The organism is Kitasatospora sp. NPDC048545 (assembly GCF_040651155.1).
Classification (GTDB): domain Bacteria; phylum Actinomycetota; class Actinomycetes; order Streptomycetales; family Streptomycetaceae; genus Kitasatospora.
The window spans coordinates 49224-73418 of sequence record NZ_JBEZIQ010000021.1 but is presented as its reverse complement, the minus strand read 5'-3'; the positions used below and the strand labels follow the sequence as shown (position 1 = coordinate 73418).

At 74.8% G+C, this 24195-nt stretch carries 17 protein-coding genes; 13 read left to right on the top strand and 4 right to left on the bottom strand.

Features of this window, described 5'->3' with window-relative positions; all coding sequences use genetic code 11:
• The first annotated feature begins 145 nt into the window (after positions 1-145).
• The 4 genes from AB0D10_RS21070 (at position 146) to AB0D10_RS21055 (ending at position 5820) form a co-directional block, all read left to right on the top strand.
• Positions 146-1477, top strand: coding sequence for an ABC transporter substrate-binding protein (locus AB0D10_RS21070; protein ID WP_360258494.1), 1332 nt, complete (start codon positions 146-148; stop codon positions 1475-1477).
• A 145-nt stretch (positions 1478-1622) separates the two neighbouring features.
• Positions 1623-2660: a sugar ABC transporter permease gene (locus AB0D10_RS21065; RefSeq protein WP_360258376.1), complete on the top strand. Its 1038-nt coding sequence runs from the start codon at positions 1623-1625 to the stop codon at positions 2658-2660.
• Positions 2657-3736, top strand: coding sequence for a carbohydrate ABC transporter permease (locus tag AB0D10_RS21060; protein WP_360258374.1), 1080 nt, complete (start codon positions 2657-2659; stop codon positions 3734-3736). The genes AB0D10_RS21065 and AB0D10_RS21060 overlap by 4 nt, the downstream gene beginning before the upstream one ends.
• A gap of 362 nt (positions 3737-4098) precedes the next feature.
• The gene (locus AB0D10_RS21055) at positions 4099-5820 is read left to right on the top strand and encodes a DUF4173 domain-containing protein (protein ID WP_360258372.1); all 1722 of its coding nucleotides are present in this window, start codon (positions 4099-4101) and stop codon (positions 5818-5820) included.
• A gap of 309 nt (positions 5821-6129) precedes the next feature.
• Here the strand turns inward: AB0D10_RS21055 and AB0D10_RS21050 are convergent, their stop codons facing one another.
• Positions 6130-7674, bottom strand: a complete 1545-nt coding sequence (locus AB0D10_RS21050) for an MFS transporter (protein WP_360258492.1) — start codon at positions 7672-7674, stop codon at positions 6130-6132.
• 448 nt (positions 7675-8122) lie between these two features.
• Between AB0D10_RS21050 and AB0D10_RS21045 the strand changes: the two genes are divergently transcribed.
• From AB0D10_RS21045 to AB0D10_RS21035, 3 genes are all read left to right on the top strand, one after another.
• Positions 8123-8674 (top strand): TetR/AcrR family transcriptional regulator, encoded by a 552-nt coding sequence (locus tag AB0D10_RS21045; protein WP_360258370.1) that lies wholly within the window; start codon positions 8123-8125, stop codon positions 8672-8674.
• Positions 8675-8909: 235 nt separating this feature from the next.
• Positions 8910-9608, top strand: a complete 699-nt coding sequence (locus AB0D10_RS21040; protein ID WP_360258368.1) for a ribonuclease HII — start codon at positions 8910-8912, stop codon at positions 9606-9608.
• Positions 9609-9709: 101 nt separating this feature from the next.
• A complete protein-coding gene (locus AB0D10_RS21035; RefSeq protein ID WP_360258365.1) occupies positions 9710-10378 on the top strand; it encodes a hypothetical protein in 669 nt (222 codons plus the stop codon).
• Positions 10379-10663: 285 nt separating this feature from the next.
• Here the strand turns inward: AB0D10_RS21035 and AB0D10_RS21030 are convergent, their stop codons facing one another.
• Together AB0D10_RS21030 and AB0D10_RS21025 are read right to left on the bottom strand one after the other, a co-directional pair.
• The gene (locus AB0D10_RS21030; protein WP_360258363.1) at positions 10664-11368 is read right to left on the bottom strand and encodes a hypothetical protein; all 705 of its coding nucleotides are present in this window, start codon (positions 11366-11368) and stop codon (positions 10664-10666) included.
• Between the two features lie 367 nt (positions 11369-11735).
• Entirely contained in the window at positions 11736-13931 is a 2196-nt protein-coding gene (locus AB0D10_RS21025; protein ID WP_360258360.1) for a RecQ family ATP-dependent DNA helicase, read from the bottom strand.
• Between the two features lie 228 nt (positions 13932-14159).
• Here AB0D10_RS21025 and AB0D10_RS21020 point away from each other — a divergent pair, with 228 nt between their 5' ends.
• Complete coding sequence (locus tag AB0D10_RS21020) at positions 14160-15683, top strand: DUF4192 domain-containing protein (RefSeq protein ID WP_360258357.1); 1524 nt, start codon at positions 14160-14162, stop codon at positions 15681-15683.
• Between the two features lie 31 nt (positions 15684-15714).
• Here AB0D10_RS21020 and AB0D10_RS21015 read toward each other — a convergent pair whose 3' ends face one another.
• Positions 15715-17028 carry an alpha/beta fold hydrolase gene (locus AB0D10_RS21015; RefSeq protein ID WP_360258355.1) on the bottom strand — a complete coding sequence of 438 codons (1314 nt, stop codon included), beginning with the start codon at positions 17026-17028 and terminating at the stop codon, positions 15715-15717.
• Between the two features lie 780 nt (positions 17029-17808).
• On the opposite strand from AB0D10_RS21015, the gene AB0D10_RS21010 reads away from it, so the two are divergent.
• The 5 genes from AB0D10_RS21010 (at position 17809) to AB0D10_RS20990 (ending at position 24144) form a co-directional block, all read left to right on the top strand.
• Positions 17809-19932 (top strand): glycogen debranching N-terminal domain-containing protein, encoded by a 2124-nt coding sequence (locus AB0D10_RS21010; protein WP_360258490.1) that lies wholly within the window; start codon positions 17809-17811, stop codon positions 19930-19932.
• A 231-nt stretch (positions 19933-20163) separates the two neighbouring features.
• The gene (locus AB0D10_RS21005) at positions 20164-20922 is read left to right on the top strand and encodes an NUDIX domain-containing protein (RefSeq protein WP_360258353.1); all 759 of its coding nucleotides are present in this window, start codon (positions 20164-20166) and stop codon (positions 20920-20922) included.
• Between the two features lie 236 nt (positions 20923-21158).
• Positions 21159-21437: a hypothetical protein gene (locus tag AB0D10_RS21000; RefSeq protein ID WP_360258351.1), complete on the top strand. Its 279-nt coding sequence runs from the start codon at positions 21159-21161 to the stop codon at positions 21435-21437.
• Between the two features lie 250 nt (positions 21438-21687).
• Positions 21688-23226 carry an ATP-binding cassette domain-containing protein gene (locus AB0D10_RS20995; protein ID WP_360258349.1) on the top strand — a complete coding sequence of 513 codons (1539 nt, stop codon included), beginning with the start codon at positions 21688-21690 and terminating at the stop codon, positions 23224-23226.
• Positions 23227-23229: 3 nt separating this feature from the next.
• On the top strand, positions 23230-24144 hold the full coding sequence (locus AB0D10_RS20990; protein WP_360258347.1) for a hypothetical protein: 915 nt from the start codon (positions 23230-23232) through the stop codon (positions 24142-24144).
• Positions 24145-24195 lie beyond the last annotated feature (51 nt).

Genomic DNA, 24195 nt, shown 5'->3' with positions numbered 1-24195 from the left:
CGTCCGTCCGCGATCTCCGTAGGCCCATCTCCGGTACAGCGCAATGTCGTTCAGCCACCATCGGCAGCATGCCCTGGCGAGGAGGACCGCATTGACTCCCAACCCGACCGCGCCGCAACCGAGTTCCCGTCGGCGATTGGCCGCCGTGCCCGCCCTGGTGGCGGCGCTGGCGCTGACCGCCGCCTGCTCCAACAGCTCCGGCGGTTCGGGTGACGGCGGCGGCGCGGCCCAGTCGCTGTCCGGCGACTGCGCCAAGTACCAGCCGTACGCCGGGCATTCGGGGACGACGGTGACGATGTTCGCCTCCATCCTGAGCCCGGAGTCGGACAACCTGGAGAAGTCCTGGTCCGAGTTCAGCAAGTGCACCGGGATCAAGATCAGCTACGAGGGCTCGAACGACTTCGAGTCCCAGCTCCCGGTCCGGGTGGCCGGCGGCAACGCCCCCGACTTCGCGATCGTCCCGCAGCCGGGCCTGCTGGCGCAGATGGTGAAGAGCGGCAAGGTGGTGAAGCCGCCCGCCCAGACCGTCGCCAACCAGGACAAGTGGAGCCCGATCTGGAAGACCTACGGCTCGGTCAACGGCACCTTCTACGCGGCCCCGATGAGCGCCAACATGAAGTCGCTGGTCTGGTACTCGCCCAAGGCCTTCAAGGCCGCCGGCTACGAGGAGCCGAAGACCTGGGCGGACCTGATGGCGCTCAGTGACAGGATCGCCAAGGCGGGCGGCCCCAAGCCGTGGTGCGGTGGCATCGCCTCCGGCACGGCCACCGGCTGGCCGGCCACCGACTGGCTGGAGGAGGTGGTGCTGGGCAGCTACGGCGGCGAGGTGTACGACCAGTGGGTCGGCCACCAGGTGAAGTTCTCCGACGAGAAGATCACCACGGCGATGAAGACGGTCGCCGACTGGATGCAGAACCCCGCCTGGGCCAACGCGGGCTTCGGCGACGTGAAGTCGATCGCCACCACCACCTTCCAGGACGCGGGCACACCGGTCCTGAGCGGCAAGTGCATGCTGCTGCAGCAGGCCTCCTTCTACGAGGCGCAGTGGCCCAAGGGCACCAAGGTCGGCCCGGACGGGGACGTCTTCGCCTTCCACCTGCCCGCGGTGAACCCGTCCGTCGCCAACCCGGTCGAGGGCGGCGGCGAGTTCCTGGCCGCCTTCGCCGGCCGGCCCGAGGTGCAGGCGGTGCAGAACTACCTGTCCAGCTCGGACTGGGCGAGCAGCCGGGTGCGGACCGCGAGCGGCTGGGTCTCGGCGAACCAGGGCGTGGACAAGAGCCTGTACACCGACCCGATCGACAAGCTGTCGGCTGCCGCGCTGACCGACCCGGCGGCCACCTTCCGCTTCGACGGCTCCGACCTGATGCCGGCGGCGGTCGGCGCCGGGCAGGAGTGGAAGTCGCTGACCGCCTGGTTCGCCGAAGGACAGTCGATCCAGAAGACCGCCGCCGACATCGACGCCGCCTGGCCGCAGTAGGACGCCGCACGGCCGCAGCAGGCGGGCCGACCGTCCGAACCCGCCGCGGGTCCGGACCCACCGGGACCACCTGTCGAGGGCGGTGCGGGGCCACCCACCCGCACCGCCCGCCCCCTTCCCACCGCACCCGAAGGGACGCGCAGCCATGTCCGTACCCGGATACCCGTCATCCGCCGTCGCGCCCGCCGCCGAGAGACTGGCGGCCGGCTCCTGGGGCGACGCGGCGGTCAAGTTCGGCAACACCCTCGGCGCCGTCGCGGGCTTCCTCGGCATCCTGCTGGTGGTCTTCCTGGTCGCCGGCCGGGCCCGTGGACGGCTGGCCCGCCCGCTGGCCGTCGCGGTGTTCCTCGGCCCGGCGGTACTGCTGCTGGCGGTCGGCCTGGTGGTGCCGCTGGTCCGCACGGTGTACCTGAGCCTGCAGAACGACGACGGCACCCGGTTCGTCGGCGGCGAGAACTTCGGCTGGGCGCTCACCACCGACTCGGTGCAGACGGTGCTGCTCAACACCCTGCTGTGGCTGGTGGTCGCACCGCTGGCGGCGACCGGCCTGGGGCTGGCGCTGGCGCTGCTGGTGGACCGGATGCGCGGCCAGTCGGTGTACAAGTCGCTGATCTTCATGCCGATGGCGATCTCGTTGGTGGGCGCCTCGATCATCTTCAAGTTCGTCTACGAGTCGCGCGGGTCGGGGCAGCCGCAGATCGGCCTGCTCAGCCGGATCGCCGTCGCGGCGGGCTGGGACGACCCGCCGAACTGGATGCTCTCGCAGCCGCTGAACACCTTTTTGTTGATGGCGGTGATGGTCTGGGTGCAGACCGGCTTCGCGATGGTGGTGCTGTCGGCGGCGATCAAGGCGATCCCGGCCGAGGTGGTGGAGGCGGCCCGGCTGGACGGCGCGAGCGGGCTGCGACTGTTCTGGTACGTCACCGTGCCGATGATCCGCACCACGGTGATGGTGGTGCTGACCACCGTCATGATCATCACGCTGAAGGCCTTCGACATCGTCCGCACCATGACCGGCGGCAACTTCGGCACCCAGGTGCTCGCCAACGAGATGTACTCGCAGTCCTTCGTGCAGTTCAACGCCGGGCGGGGCAGCGCCCTCGCGGTGATCCTCTTCCTCGCGGTGCTGCCGCTGGTGGCCTACAACATCGTCCAGCTGCGGAAGGAGCGTGAGGTGCGGTGAAGCCGCTGCGGAAGACCTCCGTCCCGAAGACCTCCGTCCCGAAGGCCGCTGCCGCGGAGGCTGCTGCGGCGGAGCCGTCCGTCCCGGGGCCGTCGCCGCGGAAGACCTCCGTGCCGGGGTCCGCGGTCCGGAAGCCGGTCCTCGCGGGGTCGGCCCCTCGGGTGGCCGGGGGCCTCGGCAATCCGGTCCGCAAGGCCTTCGGCAGCCCGCTGGCCTCGGTGTTCGTGATCGCGATGACGGTGCTCTGGACGATCCCGACGCTGGGCCTGTTGGTGACCTCGCTGCGTCCCAAGCAGGACGTGACCTCCAGCGGCTGGTGGAGCGCTCTGATCCACCCGGACTTCGGCTTCGACAACTACCACTCGGTGCTGTTCGAGGGCGGCTCCGGCGCCTCGACCGGCCTGGTGCCGTTCCTGGTGAACTCGCTGGCGATCAGCGTCCCGGCGACCGTCTTCCCGCTGGTGCTCGCGGCGATGGCGGCGTACGCGCTGGCCTGGGTGCGGTTCCGGGGGAGCGACGCGGTGTTCTTCACCGTGTTCGCGCTGCAGGTGGTACCGCTGCAGATGGCGCTGATCCCGCTGCTGCGGCTGTTCTCCAGCGGCGCGCACCTGGGCTCGCTGACGCTGATCCCGGCGGTGGACCTGAAGGGCAGCTACGCGCCGGTCTGGCTGGCGCACACCATGTTCGCGATGCCGCTCGCGGTGTTCCTGCTGCACAACTTCATCGCCCAGCTGCCGCGCGACCTGATGGAGGCGGCGGTGGTGGACGGCGCCTCGCACTTCAAGATCTTCCGTTCGATCGTGCTGCCGCTGAGCGCTCCGGCGCTGGCCTCGTTCGCGATCTTCCAGTTCCTCTGGGTCTGGAACGACCTGCTGGTCGCGCTCACCTTCGCGGGCGGAACGCCGGAGGTCGCGCCGATGACGGTGCGGCTGGCGCAGTTGTCCGGTTCCCTCGGCGGGCGCTGGGAGCTGCTGACGGCCGGGGCGTTCCTGTCGATCATCGTGCCGCTGATCGTCTTCTTCAGTTTGCAGCGGTACTTCGTCCGGGGGCTGCTCGCCGGGTCGGTGAAGGGGTAGGCGGAGGGGTGGGCGCCGGGACGGGCGATCTGAACGCGTTCAGAAGCAATTTTTGAACCTGTTCAGAATGGTCTACAGTCGGCAGCGACGGCGGCGCTGAGCGCGCCCGCCGGCGGACTGCCCCGAGGGCGGCTTCCGCATGCCCGTTGACCACTCAGGGGGACCCGATGTCCGGTCTGTCCAACGCGCCCGCCTCGGCCGATCCGTCACCCGTCCCGGGGGCGCAGGACCCGGCCGACCCGCAGGGCCCACCCGGCCCGGGCGGTGCGCCGGTTGCGGACGGTTTGCCGGTTACGGATGGTTCGTCGACCTCGGACCATGCGCCGGTGCCGGACGACGGGCTGGTTCCGGACGGTGCGCCAGTGCCGGACGGTGTGCAGGGGCCCGTCGGGCCGTACGCCTCGTGGGACCCGTACCGGCCGGCTGCATCGCACGGCCCGGAAGCCCCGTACGGTCCGAGGGGCCCGTACGGCCCGGGGGTTCCCCACGGCCCGGGGGTTCCCCACGGCGCGGCCGGTCCGTACGGCGCCGCCGGGCCCCGCCGGGCACCCGGCGCGCCCGCCGCGCCGACCGCGAGCTGGCTGCGCCACAGCGACCCCGAGCGCCGGGCCGGGGCCACCCCCGGGGTCGTTCTGGCCGCCCTGCTCACCGGTCTGCTCACGGCCTGGCTGCTGTACGACGGCCTGGGCGTCAACCTGCTGATCTGCGGGGCCGCCACCGCGGTCGGGGCCGGCTTCGCTGCCCGGGTGGCGGGCCGCCGGATCCGGCCCTGGACGGCCGCGTGGAGCCTGCTCTCGCTTGCCCTGCTCGCCGTCCCGGCCTGGTGGGACGCCGGCTGGCCCGCGCTGCTGGCCGGCGCGGGCGCGCTCGGCCTGGCCTCGCTGGCCCTGCACGGCGGCCGCCGCTGGCCGGGCGTCCTGCTCGCCCTGCCCGGCCTCCTCTGGCAGCTCGTGCCGGCCGTCGGGTGGGCCTGGATCAGCATGGAGGGTCGCCCGCTGCCCGGCCGCGGCCGGGTCGTCCCGGTCCTCAAGGCGCTCGCGGTCGCCGCCGTCCTGCTGACCGTTTTCGGCCTGCTCTTCGCCAGCGCCGACGCCGCCATGGCGGACCTGCTGGGCAACCTCAGCCCGGACCTCGACCTCGGCCAACTCCCGGCGCGCGGGCTGCTGTTCCTGCTCGGGACGCTCACCGTGCTCGGCTTCGCCCGGATCGCGGCCGGCCCGCGCCGCTGGGACCGCACGGTGATCCGGCCGGGCCGTGAGCGGCGGCGGCTGGAGTGGGCGCTGCCGCTGGTCGCGCTCGACCTGATGTTCGGCGTCTTCGCGGTCATCCAGGCCGTGGTGGTGCTCGGCGGTGCGGACGCGGTGCTCGGCAAAACGGGGATGAGCCGCTCCGAGTACGCCCGGCAGGGGTTCTGGCAGCTGAGCGTGATCACCGTGCTGACGCTGGCCGTGGTGGCGGTCGCCAAGCGCTGGGCGCCGCGCAGCACCGACGCCGACCGCCGGTTGGCGCGGATCCTGCTCGGACTGCTCTGCGTGCTCGCGCTGGCCGTGGTCGCCTCGGCGCTCGGCCGGATGTGGTTCTACGTGGACGCCTCCGGGCTGACCCGGCTGCGGCTCTGGGTGCTCGTGGTCGAAGTCTGGCTGGGCGTCGTCTTCCTGCTGCTGATCACCGCCGGGCTGACCCGCGGCACCGGCTGGCTGCCGCGCGTCGTCGTTCTCAGCGGGATGCTCACCGTCGCGGTGTACGGCCTGATGGGGCCGGACGCGATCGTCGCCGACCAGAACGTCAGCCGGTACGAGCAGGCCCTGCGGACCGACCCGCGCACCGCCACGATCGACCTGCGCAACGTCCGCCTGCTCTCGGCGGACGCGGTGCCCGCCCTGGACCGGCTCCCCGAACCGAAGCGGAGCTGTGCGCTGCAGCTGATCGGGCAGGACCTGGACCGGGAGTCGAAGCCCTGGTACGCGACCAACCTCGCGGCCGCCCGGGCCCGGCAGATCCTGGCGGACCGGCCGCTGCGGGACTCGGCGTCGATCGGCCGCCGGGCCTGCGACCGGGCGGGGCCGGCGGACGGGGCCCGGTAGTCCGACGCGGCAGGGACCGCCGCGGTGCCCGGCAGCGGCCAGACGGCGGCCCGGCGGCGGCCCGGCGGCGGCCTCATGCGGGCCTTGGGGCGGGCTTGCTGCGGCCCTCGGAACATGCCTCGGTGCGGGCCGCGGTACGAACTCTGGTGCGGGGCCGGTGAGGTCGGCGGAGCTGCGGAAACGGCAGGGCCGGCCGGGAGCGTGGTGCTCCCGGCCGGCCCTGCCGTCGTCACTGCGCCGTGCCGGTGCGGTGTCGGCGCGCTGCCGAGCCGTGGTGGTGGTGCGCCGTGCGGATGGTGCGCCGTGGCCTCAGTGCATGGCCACGGCGGACGAATCACCGCTCGGCAGGTCGCTCGCCTTGGCCTTGATCACGAAGACCGATACCACCAGGGCGACCGCCGCGAGCGCGGCGCCCACCACGAAGCCGTGCGAAATGCCCTGGGTGAGCACGGTGTTGGCGGCGTCCGTGCCCGCCGGGAACTCGTGGTGCTGCTGCAGGTAGGCCAGCTGGTCCGGAGTCGCGCTCTGCATGAACTTCGGCAGCTGCGTGGCGGCCTCGGCCGTGGCGTAGTGCGCGAAGACCGTGGTCAGGATCGACAGGCCGAGCGAACCGCCGATCTGCTGCATCGAGTTGAGCAGGCCGGAGGCGGCGCCGGTCTCCTCGCCCGGGACGCCCGCGACGGCGAGCAGCATCACCGGAACGAAGATCAGGCCCATGCCGAAGCCGAACACCACCGTGGGGCCGAGCACGCCGTCCACGTAGCCGCTGTCCTTGCCCATCTGGGTCAGCCAGCTGAGGCCGATGGTGACGAGCAGGGCGCCGCCCGCCATGAACGGCTTCGGACCGTACTTGGCCTGCAGGTTGGACGCGAGCTGCGCGGCGATGATGATCGAGACGCTGATCGGCAGGAAGGACACACCGGCCATCAGCGGGCTGTAGCCGAGCGGGCCCTGCACGAACAGCACCACGTAGAAGAAGATGCCGAACATGGCCGCGGCCAGGCAGAGCATCATCACCAGGCCACCGGTCCGGTTGCGGTCGGCGAACAGGTGCATCGGGGTGATCGGCTGGTCGGTGCGGTTCTCGACCACGAGGAAGGCCGCCAGCAGGATCGCGCCGGCCGCGAAGGAGCCGAGGGTCAGGCCGTCCGACCAGCCGTCCGAGGCGGCCCGGATGAACCCATAGACCAGGCCGACCAGGCCCAGCGTCGAGGTCAGCGCACCGGGCAGGTCGAAGCGGCCGGGGTGGCGCTCCGACTCGGCGATGTGGCGCGGCGCGGCGATCGCGATCAGGATCGCGATCGGGACGTTGACGAAGAACACCCAGCGCCAGTTCAGGTACTCGGTGAGCAGGCCGCCGGCCAGCAGGCCGATCGCGGCGCCCGAACCCGCCACCGCCGAGAACACCCCGAACGCCTTGTTGCGTTCCGGCCCCTCCTCGAAGTTGGTGGCGATCAGCGCGAAGGCCGTCGGTGAACAGATCGCGCCACCGATGCCCTGGAGCGCGCGGGCGGCCAGCAACAGGCCGCTGTCCTGCGCGAAACCGCCGAGCAGCGAGGCCAGGCCGAACAGCAGGGTGCCGAAGATGAACACCCGACGGCGGCCGAGGATGTCACCCGCGCGACCGCCGAGCAGCAGCAGCCCGCCGAAGGTCAGCGTGTAGGCGTTGATGACCCACGACAGGTCGGTGGTCGAGAAGTTCAGGGCGTCCTTGATGTGCGGCAGCGCGATGTTCACGATGGTCGCGTCGAGCACCACCATGAGCTGGGTGGCCGCGATGACGGTCAGGGTGATCCCCTTGCCCCGCCCCTTCGTGGCCTGTGGTGGTGAGTTCTTGTCGAGCGTGTCGGAGATAGCCACGAATGTGCCCCCTGCTGGCCATGTGCCTCGGTGCCGTGGATCCGGCGGACCGCCGGTTTCCGGGTGTGGCGCTGCGCCCTTGCGCAGACCGAGAAGGAACGGGATCGTTCACTAATCCGGACGATATCCTGGCCGTGATTGTGAACGCAAGCGTTCCTTAAGGGTGGTGGCGATGGAGCGGTTGGTACGACGCCTGGTGGCGGACCGGTCCGGTCGGTCCTCGGGGTGGCCGACCGGCAGGTCAGCGGGCAGGTCAGCGGGCGGGTCGGCCCCTGTGGCGGGGCCGGCGGGAGCCTCGGCGGTCCCGGACGTTCCGGATGTACCTGGTGTGCCTGGTGCGTCTGATGTGCCCGGACCGGAGCGGGGTGCGGGGTCGGCCCACTGCCCGGTGCGGACCGCGCGTCAGGCCCTGACGCGGCCCGGGAGGCGCCGGGGAAAGGAGTTGGAGAACGCGATCTTCGAGGCCGCGCTCGACCAGCTCACCTCCGGCGGATACGCGCGACTGACCATGGAAGGGGTCGCCGGCGCGGCGCGGACCGGGAAGGCCGCGCTCTACCGGCGCTGGGCGTCCAAGGACGAACTCGTCATCGACGCCCTGGACGCCACTCTTCCACGCCCTTACGACACCCCCGACCTCGGGTCCGCCCGGGACGAACTCCTGCAGCTCATCGAGGCGTTCACCGCCGCGGTGGCCTCCCGGGTGGGCGCGGCCCTCCACGCGCTGATGGCCGAGATAGACCAGGAGCAGGCCGAGGTCTTCAAGGGCTTCATCGAGGACCGGGTCATCGGGCCGATCACGGCGACCATCCTGGAGATCCTCCGCCGCGGCGCCGCGCGCGGGGACGTGCGGCCCGGCGCGGCCACCCCGTTGGTGGCCGACGTGATCCCGGCGATGCTGCTTTACCAGGCCAAGATCCGTGGATTCCAGGACGTGGGGCCGGACTTCGCCACCAGGCTGGTGGACGATGTGCTGCATCCGATGATCCGCGCCTGAGGGTCGGTCCGGGTCAGGGCGTGGCCCGGGGCCGGGGACCCAGGCCGGGGGGCGCGTCCGGGCTGGGGTGGGCTCGGGCCGGGAGCGACCTCGGCCCCGGGGTGCGCTCCCGGCCCGGGGTGGCGTCGGGCCGGCGGACGGCTCGGGTGCGGGCTCGGGAGCGGGCTCGGGCGGCGGATCCGGTGGGCGCGGGGCGGGCTTAGGCTGGAGGCTGCCCAGCTGAACGGAAATCGCCATGCCCATCGTCCCGCCGACGCACTCCGTCGAACGCTCGCTCCGCCGGGCCGGCGCCAGGATCGTCGTTGGCCTGGACGAGGTCGGGCGCGGCGCCTGGGCCGGACCGGTCACCGTGGGCGCGGCCGTCACCGGCCTGCGCAAGGCGCCCGAGGGGCTGACCGACTCCAAGCTGCTCACCGAGCTGCGCCGCCGCGCGCTCGCCCCCGTCCTCGCCGACTGGGTCACCGCGTACGCCCTCGGGCAGGCCTCGGCTCAGGAGTGCGACGAACTCGGCATGACGGCGGCGCTGCGATTGGCCGCCGTACGCGCGCTGGAGGCGCTGCCGGTCGAGCCCGACGCGGTGATCCTGGACGGCAAGCACGACTATCTCGGTGGCCCCTGGCGGGTGCGCACGGTGATCAAAGGCGACCAGTCCTGTGTCTGCGTCGCCGCCGCCTCGGTGCTCGCCAAAGTCCACCGTGACGGCCTGATGGCCGAACTGGGCGACGGGTGCCCGGAGTACGGCTTCGCGGACAACGCCGGCTACCCGTCCCCGGTGCACCGCGCCGCGCTGGAGGAGTTCGGCCCCACCGAGCACCACCGGGTCTCCTGGGCATACATGGACGGACTGACGAAGTGGCGTCACCTGAAGCGCGTTCGGGAGGGCGCGGGCGAAGCCTCGGGATCCGCGGACGAACAGTTGACGCTCGGTTTCTGATGGTCCGTCTGGGATTGCCCCGGGTGGGGGCAGTGGGCGTCCGGTGCCCAAGGGGTGGGGTGCCCGTGCGCGTTCGACCGGCATTTGATAGATATCCGGGTATGCCTGTCTTCCCCGAGGAGCCGGAGATTCACGAGAGCCTCCCGGGCCCCGGCGTTCCCTTCCCCCGCGAGTCGGACGCACAAGCCCTCCGCGCGCCTGCCACCGGCGGCGCGCCCACCATCACACCCACCACCGTCGCGGCCCCGGTCACGGTGCCCGGCCCCCGCCCGGCGCCCCCGCGCCCGGCCGCGCCGCGCGCCGCCCGGCCCGGTCCGCCGCGGTCCGTTCCCAAGCCCGGTCCGGCGCCGCGCCGCCAGGCCGCGCCGCAGGTCGAGGTCCAGTGGATCGCCGCCACCCCGGATCTGGCCGTGGAACGCGCCGACGAGGCGGTCGACCGGCTCCTGGACTCCGGTCGCGACCCGGCCCAGATCCTGGTGCTGACGGTCGGCGAGGCGCACCCGTGGCAGCAGCACGAACTGTCCTTCGGCGAGGAGCGCTACTGGGCGCAGCTCGCCGAGGGCGGGGACGTGTTCTACGCGGACGCCGCGCTGACCCGTCCGGTCCGCCGCGAGGCGGTCGTCCTGGTGGTCAACGGTGGCACGCCCGCCGGGACCGCCGAGGCGTACGCCGAGGCGCTCGGCCGTGCGACCGCCCTGCTGGTGGTCTGCGGCGACGCCGGCCCGGCGACCACGGAGGCGGCCGCGCCCGGCCGCCCGGTCAAGGCCTGACCCCAGCCCATCCGTTCCGGGCCCGGTGCCGTACGACGGTGCCGGGCCCTGAGACCTTCCCGCGACGGGCCGTACCCGGACCGGATCCGGGTCCGTACCGCGGTGGGTGGACCCGGGTGCGTCGACCCGGGTGCGTCGAGTCGTCGGCCCCTGCGCACGGTGCCCGTGCCCGTGCCCGAAGGGCCCGGGGGCTGTGTGTCCTCCGGGAGTCGGGCCTTCCTGCCCTCGTCCCGTCCGTCCGGTCCTGTCCGTCCTCGTCCCGTCCGTCCGGCGGGGTCGGCGGGGTCAGCGGGTGCCGGTGCGGCGCGTCGGCTCGGCCGCCGCGACCCACGGGGGCCCGGACTTCGACGGGCGCTGTGCGTCGGCGCCGGGTTCGACCGCCTCCGCCGCCGGGAGGCGGGTGCGTTGCCCGCGCGGGGTGTCGAGCACCGAGCGCGGTGGCAGCTCCGTCACGGTGTGCACCGGGCCGTCCGCCCACGAGCCCGCGTGCGGGTTGCGCCCGCCCCGCCCGTCCCCGAGGACCTGCCAGCCCGCCGGGGTGAGCCCGATGTACGAGCCGCAGCGCAGCCCGTGCAGCGCGGCCGCGTCCCGCAGCGCCCACATCCAGGCGCCGTCCTGTTCCGTCCAGCCGGGCGCGCCGTCGCGGCAGCGCAACAGTATGGCCGTGCGGCTCGGCTCGGACAGCCGCAGGTCGTGCGGAACGATCCGCCGGACGTGCGCCAGCAGGGCGTTCCGGTGCTGCCAGCCGTCGGTGTCGTGCGGCCAAGGGGTGAAGGAGGCCGAGGCGACGAGGTGGTGGAGGGCGTCCAGGACGGCGACCACGACCGTGCCCGGCTGGGGCAGGTGGCGTTGGTGCAGCTCCAGGACGAACTCGCGCGGGTCGCGCAGCAACGGGATCCCCGAGGCGGCCCAGGTCTCCAGGTCCAGCACCCGTCTTGGCGCCGAACTCCCGGAGAGGGGATTCTGACCTCGGTCGATACCGTTGATCACGATCCTCCTTCCTGACCCGTGGGTAGGCGGGGTGCCTGGGTACGCCGAAGGGCGAGTCCGGCGGACCGAGTTTCGGGTACCTCCCAATTCTCGGGGCATGAGGGGCAGAGCGGCAACGATGAAATGACGAACGCCATCCGATAGCCCATGGTCTGCCGGATATGTTCCACTGTCGCTCATGCGTCGCCGAGGTGTCACCGAGCCTTGATCCACAACGCTCGAAGCGCGACGTGAACCGTCGGCGGCACGGTGACCACCCCCTTTTCGCTCCGGCCGGCGGGTGTGATCGAAATCGCTTGGCTTGATCCTTTCTGTTAGGCCATTCGAGTGATGACCGTCGTTCTCTCGACGGTCTGCGACCCTCCCGTCACCCCTGAACGGCCAGCACCAGCGGCAGCACCGCACTCGCCCCGGCCCTGCGCAGCAGCCGGGCACCCACAGTGACCGTCCAGCCCGAGTCGACGAGGTCGTCCACCAGCAGCACCGGCCCGCCGGCGGCCGCCACCGCCTGTTCCACCTCCGGCGACAGGACGAGCGCCCCAGCCAGCGAGTGCAGCCGTTGGGCGCTGTTGCTGCGGGCCCCGTGCGGCGGCAGCCCGCCGACGTACTCGATCCGGCCGAGCAGCGGCAGCCGCCCGATCTCGGCGATCCGCGCGCCGAGGCTGCCGACCAGCTGGGGGCGGTTCGAGGAGGCCATGATCACCACGCCGACCGGCCGCTCCAGCCGGGATCCCTCCGCCGTCGCGGGCCCGGCCCAACCGCCTGGCCCGCGGGCCCAGTCGGCCAGCACCGCCACCAGCGCGTCCACCGCCTCGCCGGGTACCGGCACGTCCGGCGCCTGCTCGGCGAGCAGGGTGCGCAGCCGAGTGCCCCAGCCGATGTCGGACAGCCGGCCGAGCGCCCGGCCGGTCTCGGCCTGCTCGCTCGCTGGGATCCGGCCCTTGAGCGGCACCCCGAGCGCGTCCATCCCGGTCGGCCAGAGTCGGCGCGGCTCGAAGCTGACGCCCGGGCGGCCGAGCGCGGCCCGGGCGGCGGCCAGCGCCTCGGCGGAGACGTCCGGGGTGTGCAGCGGCCCCGCGCAGTTGTCGCACCGGCCGCACGGCACGGCCTGCTCGTCGTCCAGCTGGCGGCGCAGGAACTCCATCCGGCAGCCGGTGCCCGCCGCATAGTCGCGCATCGCCCGCTGTTCCGCCTCCCGGGAGGCCGCGACCTTGGCGTACCGGGCGGTGTCGTACGCCCAGCTCTGCCCGGTGGCCGTCCAGCCGCCCTTGACCCGGCGGACGGCGCCGTCCACGTCGAGCACCTTGAGCATGGTCTCCAGCCGGGCCCGGCGCAGGTCCACCCGGGGCTCCAGGGCGGCGGTGGAGAGCGGGCGGCCGGCCTCGGCCAGCGCGTCGATGGTGCGCCGCACCTGCTCCTCCGGGGGGAAGGCCAGCGAGGCGAAGTAGCGCCAGATCGCCTCGTCCTCGCGCCCGGGCAGCAGCAGCACCTCGGCCCGGTCCACGCCGCGCCCGGCCCGGCCGACCTGCTGGTAGTAGGCGATCGGCGAACTGGGCGAGCCGAGGTGCACGACGAACCCGAGGTCGGGCTTGTCGAACCCCATGCCGAGCGCGGACGTGGCGACCAGGGCCTTGACCCGGTTGGCCAGCAGGTCGGCCTCGGCGGTGCGGCGCTCGGCGTCCTCGGTGCGGCCGGAGTAGGAGGCCACCGGGAAGCCGCGTTCGCGCAGGAAGGCCGTCACCTCCTCGGCCGCGGCCACCGTCAGGGTGTAGACGATGCCCGATCCGGGGAGCCGGTCGAGGTGGTCGGCCAGCCAGGCGAGCCGGTGCGCCGGGTCGGGCAGGGTCAGCACGCCCAGGGTGAGGCTCTCCCGGTCGAGCGGTCCGCGCAGCACCAGGGCGTGCTCGTGGGCGGTGCCGGTGCCGAGCTGCTCGGCGACGTCCGCGGTGACCCGGGCGTTGGCCGTGGCGGTGGTGGCCAGCACCGGGACGCCGGGCGACAGCTCCGCGAGCATGGTGCGCAGCCGGCGGTAGTCGGGCCGGAAGTCGTGCCCCCAGTCCGAGATGCAGTGCGCCTCGTCGACCACCAGCAGGCCGGTGGAGGCGGCGAGCTTGGGCAGCACCTGGTCGCGGAAGTCCGGGTTGTTCAGCCGCTCGGGGCTGACCAGCAGGATGTCCACCTTCCCGGCGGCGACCTCGGCCTGGACCTCGTCCCACTCGTCGGTGTTGGCCGAGTTGATGGTGCGGGCGTGGATGCCCGCCCGGGCCGCCGACTCGACCTGGTTGCGCATCAGGGCGAGCAGCGGCGAGACGATCACCGTCGGCCCGGCGCCGCGGGCCCGGAGCAGGGCGGTGGCGATGAAGTAGACCGCGGACTTCCCCCAGCCGGTGCGCTGGACGACCAGGGCGCGGCGGTGGTCGACCACGAGGGCCTCGATGGCCGTCCACTGGTCCTCGCGCAGGGTGGCGGCGGCGCCGGCGAGCTCGCGCAGGACGGCTTCGGCCCGCGCCCGGACCTCGGCGCGGTCGGCGGTGGCGGTGGTGTGGGTGTCGGGCTGCTGCATGGCGTCCATGTAACCCCGTACCGCCGACAAGGGGCGAATGCCGGGGTGGGGAGCGAGGCGAAGGCGGGGTGCATTTCATCCGCTGGTCCGCTGAACGGCAGTCAAAATCCACTCTTCGGAGGGAGTGTCGCTTGCTCCGAATGAGCGAAGGGAAATTCGGAGGCGGAGTTATCCACAGAAAAAAGTCGGGTCCGGTGCCGTTCGCGGATCGCGTTCACTCTTGCGGTCATGAACGCGATGAACAACGAAAACGTCATTCTGTCCCTCGGCCCGGCCTCCGAGCACCGGCCGGTCGTCATGCGGGGCCCGGCCGACATGGCCGAGCTGCTGCCCTATTTCCTGGGGTTCCACCCCGACGACAGCATCGTCGCGGTCGGTCTCCAGGGCCCCGACCTGCACCAGGGCGGGGTGGTCCGGGCCGACCTGCCGGAATCGCCCGCGCAGTGGCCGGCCGCCGCGGAGGAGACGGCCGCCCTGTTGGTCGCCCTCTCGGAGCGGAACGGCGCCCGGCCGCTTCAGGTGCTCCTCTACCTCTGCCAGGATCCCGGCGCCCCGCACGCCCCGCCGGTCGTGGACGGCCTGCAGCCGCTGGCGGACGACCTCCGGGCGGCCTTCGGGCGGCGGGGCGTCGCGGTGAAGGAGTCGCTGTGCGTCTCGGACGGCCGCTGGTGGTCCTTCCTCTGCCGGGGCACCGGGTGCTGTGACCCGGCGGGCAACCCGGTGCGGCGCGGCCCGGGCCCGGCGGCCGCCGCCGCGACGGTCGCCGGACTGGTGCCGCGCGGTAGCCGGAAGGCGATCCTCGGCGGGCTGGCCCCGGTCGGCCCGCCCGGGGACGCGGCCCAACGCGAGGCGCTCGTCCGGGCCGGGGAGAGCGCGGGTTCCCGGGAGCAGGGCATCGCCCTGCTCGACCAGGCCGTCGCCGAGTTCGGGGCCGGCGCCCGGGAGCTCGACCCGGAGCGGACGGCCCGGCTGCTGTTCGCCCTACGGGACCGGACCGTCCGGGACCGCGGCGTCGAGTACGCCCGGCCCGACGAGCTGGCTCCCGCCGAACGGCTCTGGCGCTTCCTCGCCCGGCGGGCCGTGCCGCCGTACGAGGGCTGCGCGGTGGCCCCGCTCACCCTGCTGGCCTGGGCGTCCTGGGTCGCCGGTGACACGGCGACGACGCGGGTCGTGCTCGGCCACGTCCTGCGGCTCGCCCCGGACTACCTGCTGGCCGAGTTGCTCCACGAGTCGGTCAACGACGGCATGACGCCCGGGGCGCTGCTGGCTGCCGTCGAGGCCCAGCGACGGCGGCGCGAGGGGCAGGCGCCCGCGTCGGCCCAGACCGGCGACCCGTCGCCGCCTGCCGACGGGCCGGGCCCGGTGCCCGGGGCTCCGGCGGACAGCCTCCCCTCGGAGGGGCCCGGTCGGGCCTCCGGCGGCCGCCGACGTCGCCGGGGAGCCCGTCGGAAGGGTTCGTCCACGGCATCGGGTCCGGCCGCGGCCGACCACGGCCCGGGCGGCCCCGCCGGTCAGGCCGGCGCCAGCGGCCCGGCCCCGGGCGGGAGCGCCGCCGGCTCGCTTGCCCTGCTGCCCACGCCGGGCCGGGCCTCGGCGCCCGGGCGTGTCCGGTCGGCCGGGGAACGGACCGCCCGGGGTCTGAGGCTCGGCCGCGCGGCGGTGTGCGCGCCCGCCGCCGCCCGCTCCGGGAGCGGACGGCACCGGTGCCCCGGGGTCCGGCGGGCGGCCAGGGGGAGCCGCCGTGCCCACTGACCAGTTCGCCGCCGCACCGGCCTCTCGGCGGCTACGCCTCGCCGCGCGCCATCGCGATCAGGCGGTCCAGCACCGTGCCGCCGCTGACCCGCAGGCCGTCGTGCTCCCACTCGTTGGTGATCCAGGTCCGCAGGCCGCGCACCGCGCGGGCGGTCTCCAGCGAGGCGGCGGTGTCCACGTACATGTCGTCGTGGTACACCGCCGCCACGACCGGTACGCGGTTGGCGGCCAGGCGCTCCCGGTCGTACAGGTCGGGCCAGTCGGTGCGGGCGGCGAGCAGCTCCGCGGTCTCCTTCAGCGGGCGCAGTGCCGGGTCGGAGTCGAACATCCAGGGGTAGATCATCTCCCCGGTGAACAGCACGGGTGCGCCGGACTCCAGCGCGGCCCGGGCGTCGAACTGCGGGAACTCCTTGCGGAGCCGCCCGGCCGACCAGCCGGTGCCGCCCTGGTCCACCGACCGCTGGCCGTAGATCGACTCGTGCAGCACCGCGTACAGCGGGCCGCCGGCGAAGGAGAGCTGGGCCTGGGCGGAGGCCAGGAAGGTGTCCGAGAGCTCGGGTCCGGCCGCGCCTTCCACCCAGGCCTCCTCCAGCAGGTAGTGCAGGGCGCCGGAGCCGTTGCCGCCGCCGAGCAGCATCCCGAGGGCCTGGAAGGCCTCGACGGTGAGCACTCCGCCATCCGGCAGGGTCGCGGGGGAGTCCGCGAGGTGGGCGGCGATCCGCCGCGCCGCTTCGACGTCCTGCGGGAACCGGGCGTAGTGGTCTTCGTTCTTGCGGACCACGCGCGGGTAGGCGGCGCGGTAGACGTCGTCGGCCGAGTCGGCGAGCCCGGCCAGACCGCCGGTGATGAAGGCCTCGGTCAGGCCTTCGGGTGCGACGGAGAGGTAGGTGAGGGTGCAGAAGCCGCCGAAGCTCTGGCCGAGCACGCTCCAGGGCCGGTCGGCGCCGAGCAGCCGGGTGCGGATCAGCTCGGAGTCCCGGACGATCGAGTCCGCCCGGAAGTGGGCGAGGTAGTCCGCCTGCTCGCGTGGGCCGCCGCGCCGGGCGAGGGTCTGCCGGGTCGCGGGCGTGGACCGCCCGGTGCCGCGCTGGTCGAGCAGGAGCACCCGGTAGTCGTCCAAGGCGCGCTTCAGCCAGGTGTCCCGGGTGAGCGGCCGGGCGGCCTTGCCACCGGGCCCACCCTGGAGGAAGAGCAGCCAGGGCAGGTCGTCCCGCTCACGGCCGGCGGCCACCACCTCGCGGGCGTACACCTCGATCTGCTCGCCCTGCGGGGCCGCGTGGTCGAGGGGGACCTGGAACACGCGGTCGGTCGTGACGATCCCGGGCAGCCGGCTGACGGTGGACATGGGACTCCTCGGTCTCTGCTGGTCACAGTGGTGGCGTCGCGGTTCACGGGGTCACCGGATGCGGGGCCGCGACCCCCGCACCGTATCCTGGCGGCGGTCGAGCGCCGGTTCGACCGTCCTTGTCCGTCCGATCGGGCGGCCGACCCCGGTCGACACCCGCTCCGAGCAGCGCCGACGGCAGCACGGGAAGCCCGGGACGAAGCCTCGGCCGCAGGCCACGACGGGCTCGTGGCGGGACCCGGCGCCGCTCCGACGGAAGCGGCACGACCGCCCGGTGGGGCGGGCGCCGACCGGTGCCGGTCGGGGTGGGGCGTGACCTGGCGGCGGTGCGCGGCGTTCACCCCGGGGGCCCTGTGTCCGAACGGAGACCGGCCGGGTGCATATCCGGCCGGGTCGTCCGCCCGGCGACGCGGGACCGGGGACCCCGGCCACCGGCGGCGGTCGGCGGCGCAAGTGCGGCAGCGGGGCCGGTCGCCGTGCGGGAACCGGCCGGCCCGGCGGGCGCGGGCCACGCGGCAGGTGGCCCCGGCGTGCCGGGGCGCCCGCCCCGAGGACGTGCTGGCGCGGTGGCGGGCCCATCGCGACGGCGCGGCGCGCCGGTACCGGCCCGGTACCGAGCACCGCTTGGCACGACCTGCCGCCGGGTACGGCCAGACACGGCACACCGCCGACGGGAAACCCCGTCGGCCCGGCACCATCAGCATGCGATCGAGCATGCTCGCGGCCCACCGGCCTGACCCGGCCACGGACCGCCGAGGGGAGGAGAGTCCGGTGACCGCCATGAGGCAGCCACAGGCCATGCCGGCCGAGAGCGTTGTCGGAGCGCCGAGACCGGTCGGGCGTCCCGACCTGGTCCCGCCGACCGGGCCAGGGGGAGCACCCGCCGGCCCGGGCCGCCCCGCCGCCCCGCCGCGCCCGCAGCCCCCCGCGGTCCACCACGCGGTGATCTGCGTCAACGCCCCGGCGATGGCCGCCTCCGGCCCCGACGGCCAGCTGCGAGGCCACGGCCTGCACGGCTTCTACCGCAACGGCGTCCGGGCACTCGCCCGGATGGAGGTACGGCTGGGCGGCATGGAGCCGCTGCCGCTCCAGGGCGCCCTGACCGGCACCGCCCAGGCCCGCTTCCTCGGCGCCGTCCGGGTCCCCGGCGACCTCGACCCGGACCCGGCGCTCACCGTCGAGCGGCTGCGCCACGCGGACGGCGTGGAGACCGTCGTCGTACGCAACACCGGCCCGCGGCCCGCCCGGCTGCCGCTGGAGATCGCCGTCGGCACGGACCTCGGCCCGGTCGCCGAGATCGCCGCCGGACACCGCCCGCCCGACCTGCCGGGCCAGGTGCAGTCCGCCGGGCTCCGCTGGACGGGCCCCGGACACAGTGCCGTGGTCAGTGCCAAGCCCTCGCCGCACGCCGTCCTGGCCGGCGCGGGGGTGCTCCGCTGGGACCTGGAGGTCCAGCCCGGCGCCCGCTGGTCGGTCGAGCTGCGCACCGAGCTGGAGAGCGCCGCCACCGGCCCGCGGCCGCCCGGTGGGCGTGGCACCGGTGTCCCACTGCCCTGGTCCGAGCCGGAGGTCCGCAGCGACGACTCTCGGGCCGCCCCGCTGGTCTCCCGCTCCCTGGACGCCCTCGGCGGGCTGCTGTTCGCCGATCCGGACCGCCCGACCGACCTCTACCCGGCCTCCGGCGCGCCCTGGCGCTTCGGCCTCGCCCCGGCCGACGCGCTCTGGGCCGCCCGGCTCACCCTGCCGCTCGGCACCCGGTTGGCCGTCGGCACCCTGCGGGCACTGGCCCGCCGTCAGCAGCCGGCCCCCGCCCCGGGCCGCACCGAGGGCCTGCTGCCCGGGAGCCTGCGGCACGGCGGCCCGGAGCTGCCGCCCACCTGCACCGCCACCGAGGCCACCCTGCTGTTCGTCACGGTGCTGGCCGAGGCCTGGCGCTGGGGCCTGCCCGGGTCGGAGGTCGCCGACCTGCTCCCGGCCGCGGAGCGGGCCCTGGCCGCGCTGCGCGACGGGCTGGTCGACGGCTTCGTCACCGATCTGAGCCGTCCTGCCGAGGAGCGCTCGGCCCACCCGGTCGCCGCCCGCGCCGAGGTCCAGGCGCAGGCCCACCGCGCCGCCCTGCACGGCGCCGAACTGCTGGAGGCCTTCGGTCGCCCGGGCGCCGGGGGCTGGCGGACCTGGGCCGCCGATCTGCGCGGGCGCTTCCGCGAGCGGTTCTGGGTCGACGACCTCTCGGGCGGCCGCCCCGCCGCCGGGCTGGCCCCGGGCGGTCAACCGCTGCCCGCCGTCGCCTCCTGCCTGGTGCACCTGCTGGACACCGGGCTCGCCGCCGACGGCGGCCGCCACGAGAGCCTGCTGGACCGCGAGCAGACCCGGCTGCTCGCCCAGCGCCTGGTCGCCCCGGAGCTGGACAGCGGCTGGGGCCTGCGCACGCTCAGCGCCAAGTCCCCCCGGTTCAACCCGCTGGGCCACCGCGGCGGCGCGGTACGGGTCCACGAAACCGCGCTGGCGATCGCCGGACTGGCCGAGGCCGGCCATGAGAACGAGGCCGGCACCCTGCTGGAGGGCCTGCTCGCCGCGGCCGCCCACTTCGAGGGGCGACTGCCGGAGATGTACGCGGGGGAGCAGCGCACCCCCGGCTGCCCGCCGGTGCCGCACCCGGCCGCCTGCCGTCCGGCGGCGGTGTCGGCGGCCGGTGCCGTGCACGCGGTGTTCGCCCTCGCCGGGGTGCGGCCCGACGTTCCGGGCGGCCGGGTCCTGATCCGCCCGGCCAGCACCGCGCCGCTCGGCGAGCTGGGGCTGACCGGGCTGCGGGTGGCGGGCGAACCGTTCTCGGTCCGGGTGAGCCGGATCGGCGTCGCGATGGTCGAGGAGGCTTCCGCGGACCTGCAGCTCGTCGCCCGCTGACCGCGCACCCCGGCCCGGCGCGGCCGCGCTCGGCCCGTGCCACCGCACCCGGTGCCGCGCAGCGCCGGTGCCGGACCCACCGACCGCCCATCGGCGCCTCCAGCCCGGGAGCCCCAGCCCGCCCGTGCGCGAACCGTTCCGGGCGGGTGGACGACCGGCCCCGAACGGGCCGTGCGCGGGCCGCGCGCAAGGCCTGTGCTTATCGTCAGAGAGACGACTATGATCGGCGCCATGTCGCGTTACGATCCGTCGGCCTTCCCCCCGTTCGCTGTCACGGTTGACCTGGTGGTGCTGACGGTGCGCGACCACGCGCTCTGCGCCCTGCTGGTCAGACGCGGCGAGCCGCCGTTCCAGGGGTACTGGGCGCTGCCCGGCGGCTTCGTCCGGCCGGATGAGGGCCTGGCCGAGGCCGCTTCCCGGGAACTGGCCGAAGAGACCGGCCTGCGCGCGCACTCGGCCCCGGGCCACGACGCGGCCGGCCCCGGTGCGGCCGGAGCCCACCTGGAGCAGCTCGCCACCTACGGCCACCCGCAGCGTGACCCCCGGATGCGCGTGGTCAGCGTGGCCTACCTGGTGCTCGCCCCCGACCTGCCGACGCCCCGGGCCGGCGGCGACGCCAGCAGCGCCCGGTGGGCCCCGGTGGCAGAACTCCTCGGAGGGAACCCGACCGACGGCGTCCCGCTCGCCTTCGACCACGGCCTGATTCTCGCCGACGGCGTGGAACGCGCCCGCTCCAAGATCGAGTACTCCTCGCTCGCAACCGCCTTCTGCCCGACCGAGTTCACCGTCGGCGAGCTGCGCCGGGTCTACGAGGCGGTCTGGGGCGTGGTGCTGGACCCGCGGAACTTCCACCGCAAGGTCACCGGCACCCCCGGCTTCCTGCTGCCCTCCGGCGGCACGACGACCCGTCAGGGCGGCCGCCCCGCCCAGCTGTTCACCGCCGGCGGCGCGACCGTCCTCAACCCGCCCATGCTCCGCCCGGAGTCCTGAGGCCACCTCGCGGGGCCGGGCCGCGCCCCACCCGGCGCGTCCGGGCCGCGCCCGGGGCCCGTCCCGCGCCCTGTCCCGGCGGCGCCCCCGACGGCACCCCCGGCCTCCTCCCCAGCGGCGTGTGCCGGGCAACCGAATGGCCCGGCCTGGCTGCGGCCGCGGGTGCACCGGCGCAGAGTGTCGGTGGACGCTCCGGCCGCCGGGCCGGAGGCCTTCTGGCACCCAGGAGCCCCGTCATGGCCCTCAAGGACTGCGCGCACCAGCGATTCCTCATCGAGGGGCTGGCGGCCGACTACAAGAGCCTCGACGCGACCACCACCGCCACGGAGAAGGAGCTGGCAGAGCTGGAGGCCGAGCGGGCCGCACCCGAGACGATCGCGGCCGTGCAGGAGCGGCTGGCCGCCGAGCGCGAGCAACTGGGCGAGACCACCGTCGAGGGCCAGGCCGCCGTCGACGAGTTCCGGGCGGTCTGCGGCGGCGAGCAGCTCCCGCCGCTGCCCTGGCCGTCCCGGTAGGACCGGCGACCGGGGGACGGCGCGGCTCCGGCCCGGGCCCCGCAGCGGGTGGTCCCGTGAATCGCAGGATCGGATTTTCCCCTGATCGGGTGAGGTGGGCAGTCGGCGGGCCCGTGCCGTTCCCGCAATGTCCGGAATAGCCGCCGTGGCCCCCTAATGTGCTGGCGCGGAGCCGTGCGGCGGGCGCAACGCCGGCCCATCAGGGGGTGCTCCGCGTCGAGCAGGTCGGCCGAGGGCACGGGAGCCAGCGATGATTCAGATCACCGGACTGACCAGGGTCTACCGCAAGGGTGCCCCGCCCGCCGTACTGGACCTGACCTTCGACGCCCGGCCCGGCGCCGTGACCGTGCTGCTCGGCGCCGAGGGTGCGGGCAAGTCCACCGCGCTGCGGCTGATGCTGGAACTCGAACGCGGCCAGGGCGTCACGCTCTTCGACGGGCGCCCCTACCGCCGGATCCGCCGCCCCGAGCGGGAGGTCGGCGTGCTGCTGGCCGGTCCGGGCGAGGGCGTGACCGCGGTGGCCGGGCACCCGGGCCGCAGGGCGCACGGCCACCTGCGGATGCTCGCGGCGGCCGTCGGCGCGCCGGCCCGGCGCGTTGACGAGCTGCTGGCGCAGACCCGGCTGGCCGCCGTCGCCGGGCAGCGGCTGCGCACCTTCTCGCCCGGCATGCACCGCCGGCTGGCCCTGGCCGCCGCCCTGCTGGGTGACCCCGGCACGCTGCTGCTGGACGCGCCAACCGAGGGCCTGTCGCCGCGCAACGTCGAGTGGTTCCACTCCTTCCTGCGCGCGTTCGGTGTCGCCGGCGGGACGGTCCTGGTGACCACCCGCACCCCGCAGGAGGCCGCGCAGCTCGCCGACCGGGTCGTCACCCTGGACCGCGGCCGACTGGTGGCCGACCAGCCGGTCGAGGAGTTCCGGCGGACCCGGCTCAGGCCCGAAGTGGCCGTCCGGGGGCCGCAGATGGCGCGACTGGCCGACCTGCTGGTCGAGCAGGGAGCCGAGGTCCGCCAGGACGGCAGCGTGGGCCTCGCGGTGGCCGGCGTCGACCGCACCGAGATCGGTGAACTCGCCTACCGGCACGGGATCCTGCTGCACGAGCTGGCCGACCGGGTGGTCGAGCAGCCCGTGCCCCGGGTCGTCCTGCCGGCCGCCTCGGGCCGCTCCGGTCACCTCCGCGTCCGGGCGGCCCAGGACGCCGCACCGAACTCCGGACCGAGCCCCGAGTCGAGCTCCGGAAACAACCCCGAACCGCGCACCGGACCGAACCCCGAGTCGCCCTCCGCGTCGGTCCGGCGGTTCGCGGCCGAAGCGGTCACCGAGGCCCCTGTCGAGGCAGCGGCGGCCGCGCCCGCCACCGCTGCCTTCGCGCCCGTCACCGGGCCGGCCGTCGATCCCGACTCCGAAGCCACCACCCCGCGGCGCCGGACGCCGCGCCCCCAGGACGACGCTTCGCTGCCCACCCGCGCCCTGCCCGTCGCCGTGGTCGCCGCCGCGCTCCCCGCCCTCGGTACACCCACCGCCGGTACGCCCGCCCCCCGGGCCGCGTCCGCCAACCCCAGCCGGTCCATCGAGTGCACCGGGGGCGACGAGCCGGTCCCGATCGTCGCCGTCGACCGGCTCTTCCGCGACGACCGGGCCCCGGCCGGGGAAGCCACCCGGGCCAAGCCCCCGGGCCGGCGCGAGAACGCCGACCTGCTCACCGACGACACCGTCCGGCTCCGCCGCCTCACCTCGGGCGCGACCGCCGCCTCGGCCCCCGCCACCACCGACGACCACCGGAGCGAGTGAACCGTGCGTGTCCTGGCCTACGAGCTGCGCCGTCTGCGCGGCCTGCGTTCCACCTGGCTGCTGCTCGCCGCCGTGCTGCTCGGCGACGCCGCGGTGGCCGCCGTCCTGGCGAGCCAGACTCCGGCCGGCCCGCTGGCCGCGCCCGCCGGGGTGCGCCTGCTGACCGCCACCGTCCCGCTCGTCCCGCTGCCGTTCGCGGCCCTCGCCGCCGGCGTGCTGGGCGCGCTCTCGTACGGGCACGAGGTGAACCACCCGGGGCTGCCCGCCTCGATGGTGTCGTACCCGCGCCGGGTGCGGCTGCTGCTGGCCAAGCTGCTGGTGGTCGGTCCGGTGGCGGCGCTGCTGGCGCTGGCCAGCCTGTTGCTCGACACGGTGGCCGTGCACCTCGCGCTGCCGGACGGGGTGACGGTGGAGGCCTGGGCGGAGCCCACCGCGTTGTCGGCGCGGGTGTCCGAGGCGGTGGGCGGTGCCGGACTGTCCGGGCTGTCCGGGCTGTCCGACCTGCCGGGTGCCTTCGCTCCGCTGGCGCTGGTGGTCGGCCACGGGGTGCCGGCGGCGCTGCTGGCGTTCGTCCTGGTGGCCGTCGTGGCCGCCTGGACCGGGGTGCTGACCGCGTCGCTGACCCGCAGTGCCGCCGCCGGGGTGCTGCTGCTGTGCGCGCTGCCGCCGCTGCTGGAGTCCGGTGTCGCCCTGCTGCTGCGCCGGACCGGCCGACCGTGGCCGGCGCGGGCGGCGGAACTGCTGCCCTTCCAGTCCGGCATCGAGTGGGCCTACGGCTGGGTGTACGGCGGCGCGCGCGGAGGGGCGGCCGGGAGCGCGGCGCTGACGGACCCGGCGCTGATCGTGGCGGTCGCGGCTCCCGGGGCGGTACTGCTGCTCGCGGCGCTGCTCGTCCAGGCGCGTCGGCGCGCGCTATAGGGCCCGCTGCGGCGAGCGCCGGGGGGTCGGCCGTCCCGAAGAACCAAGATC